We start from the raw sequence: 3,303 nt of genomic DNA, 5'->3' as shown, positions 1-3,303 counted from the left end.
CTATATTAGTGGTGATATAAAATCAGAGAGGTTAGTTCAAGCTGAAGTAATGTTAGAACGTATGCCAAATGAAGAAAAAGAATTTGGTAAATGGTTTATACAACAGTTAAAAAATATAAAACATATTTCCGTCGATGAAAAAGTGCATGATGGTCAAATGATTTTGAATAATGAATGTCAAATAGTAGCGACGCCAGGACATACTTCGGGGCATATTTCATTATATTTTCCGAATTTAGATTGTGTAATTACGGGAGATGCGGCTGTTCAAGAGAATAGTGAGTTAGTAATAGCTAATCCGAATTTTTGTTTAGATATAGAAAAAGCGAAACAGTCTTTAAATAGGATTAAAAGTTTTAAAGCAGCAGAGTATTATTGCTATCATGGAGGAAAGCTTACTGTATAAACTAATGAAAACCGGTCTTTCCTAAATCGAAAAGATCGGTTTTTTAGTTCATATATTTTGCGATTTCAACCAAATCAGTAACATTATATTTCGGTAAAATTGAAATATATATGTAAAGAAGAATATATATAATTTGAGCAAGGGTATAGGGGGGAGAAGATGGGTTCGTTATTTGCTGTAATAGCAAAATTAAGAAGTTCATTTTGTCTTCTACTAACATGGAAGCATTAATAAAATCTGAGAAAAAGCAAAAAGAATTTGTTCATCTAGTACAGGATGAATATAAAAAAAGAAGATAAGAATTTTTTTATTTTTCATATTTGGCGAAACAAATGGTACAATGAAAGCTAATGTGAAAAATAAGGAAAAGAAGTGGTCTATTTGAAAAACTTTTTAGAATTAGGAATTAGTGAAACTTTTAATCATACATTACGTGAAAATGGAATTACAGAAGCAACACCAATTCAAGAGAAGGCAATTCCTGTTATTATGTCAGGTAAAGATATTATTGGGCAGGCGAAAACAGGAACGGGTAAAACGTTAGCATTCGTGTTACCGATTTTAGAAAAAATCGATCCAGAGTCTAGTGATGTTCAGGCCTTAATTGTTGCACCAACAAGGGAACTAGCTCTGCAAATTACAACTGAAATTAAAAAAATGCTTGTTCAAAGAGAAGATATTAATGTACTAGCGATTTATGGTGGGCAAGATGTAGCACAACAATTGAGAAAATTAAAAGGTAATACACATATTGTTGTTGCAACACCAGGACGATTATTAGATCATATACGACGTGAAACAATTGATTTAAGTAATCTTTCAACGATTGTACTAGATGAAGCGGATCAAATGCTTTATTTCGGTTTCTTATATGATATTGAAGATATTTTAGATGAGACACCAGGTAGTAAACAAACGATGTTATTCTCAGCAACGATGCCAAAAGATATTAAAAAATTAGCGAAACGTTATATGGATGAGCCGCAAATGATTCAAGTACAAAGTGAAGAAGTAACGGTTGATACAATTGAGCAGCGTGTCATTGAGACGACAGACCGTGCAAAGCCAGATGCACTTCGTTTTGTTATGGATCGTGATCAGCCATTTTTAGCTGTTATTTTCTGTCGTACAAAGGTTAGAGCAAGTAAGCTTTATGATAATTTAAAAGGATTAGGTTATAATTGTGCTGAACTTCATGGTGATATACCTCAAGCGAAACGTGAAAGAGTTATGAAGAGTTTCCGCGAAGCTAAAATTCAGTACTTAATCGCAACGGATGTAGCAGCTCGTGGACTTGATGTAGATGGTGTAACGCACGTATTTAACTTTGACATCCCTGAAGATGTAGAAAGTTATATTCACCGTATTGGCCGAACAGGACGTGCAGGTGGATCAGGTCTTGCAATTACGTTCGTTGCAGCGAAAGATGAAAAACATTTAGAAGAAATTGAAAAAACGCTTGGTGCACCAATACAAAGAGAAATAATCGAACAACCGAAGATAAAACGTGTAGATGAAAACGGAAAACCGGTACCAAAGCCAGCTCCGAAGAAATCAGGTCAAAATCGTCAAAGAGATAGCCGCGAAGGTTCAAGAAGTGAATCAAGACGTGATTCAAGAAATAGCTCAAGAAGTGATTCAAGAAATAGTTCTAGAAATGAAAATAACCGATCATTTAATAAGCCAAGTAATAAAAAAGGTAGTACAAAGCAAGGTCAGCAAAGACGTGGCCGTTAAATAGTTATAATTGTAAAAGAGTCGCAAAATATTGTGGCTCTTTTTTGTTTGTATACAACAAGGATGATGGCAAGAAAAAAACAAAATTTCATTCACCGCATTTGAAATTTATAAAGGGAATTTTATAGTCCAAAACCATTAGTGCAAGGGTATTACTATCATTCAGCAGAACACTTTGGTTAAAAGAAAAGGTATTGAAGCGAGCGAGTATTTTCATTATACATTCCGCAATTATTGAAATAGAACAAGAGAAGTTTATGAAGGATTAAACTCGTATTGGTGTACGATCGTTGGAAACTGGAAAACTAATTTGTTAGTTTTGATCGATGAGGAACTCGAGAAGCACCACTGCCATCCTTATGGGGAAATTGCTTACGACGACGATGAAGGTAATGTAGTGATAATATGCGAAATAAGAAAAAAGGACTAGCAGTCGTACCTGCCGTCCTTTAATAGGAGAAAAGTAATCTTGTTTAGAACTACGCATAAACAGAAAATCTGCTTGTAATTAGTTTTACCCTAAATATACGTGTCTATACAAAAAAGGGATAAGTAAAAGATACTTATCCCCGGAAGGGAAATCCCAAGCACCAAAATGGCTCGTATTGGTCTGCAGGTTCAAAAGTAGTATATGTAAAACGAAAAATCTCATACAAAAAGCAGACAACGATTTTGGTTGTCTGCCAGTGAGTTCAATGAGTTAGCTAATTGTGATAATTTGCATCCCCATTGCGAGAAGAGTGAAGCTGCTAGTTCGGCTTGAAAATAGTATGTATTTTTATTTGGAAAATATTCACGGGGTGAAGAAACGTGGAATGTTTGATAAAGGTGTTTGTGAAATTAATCAGCTAATTAGTAAAACAAAATAGTTATTTGGAAGAAAAGGAAAATGAATATGAGATGAATTGAAGCTGTTGAAAAATTACTTGAAGTGATGAAAGAATGCTTTTGGAACGGAACATCTTTAAAGGGTGAAGCTAATGATTTTAATATTGTATCTTGGCTGATTGAAGAAGCGACGCGTAAAACAAAATAAAGATTTCATTTTGTAGCAATGGAGAATAGATATGTGTACTTATTGGGGGAAAGTAGATAAAGAGTTCTTTAAGAGGCAAGAACCGGAACAAAATAAAAGAGCGGCTAGCAAAAGCTAACTGCTC

At 34.3% G+C, this 3,303-nt stretch carries 2 protein-coding genes; both read left to right on the top strand.

Translation table 11 applies throughout. The features are described 5' to 3' along the window. A partial coding sequence (locus tag ABWK52_RS11425; protein WP_353771935.1) for an MBL fold metallo-hydrolase occupies window positions 1-406 on the top strand: 406 nt, incomplete at its 5' end. Between the two features lie 372 nt (window positions 407-778). Beyond that, complete coding sequence (locus ABWK52_RS11420; protein ID WP_002196494.1) at window positions 779-2,143, top strand: DEAD/DEAH box helicase; 1,365 nt, start codon at window positions 779-781, stop codon at window positions 2,141-2,143. Window positions 2,144-3,303: the final 1,160 nt, after the last annotated feature.

The sequence above is a fragment of the Bacillus sp. AP50 genome (assembly GCF_040492675.1).
Taxonomy (GTDB): Bacteria; Bacillota; Bacilli; order Bacillales; family Bacillaceae_G; genus Bacillus_A; species Bacillus_A cereus.
This window is presented reverse-complemented; position numbering and strand designations above follow the sequence as displayed.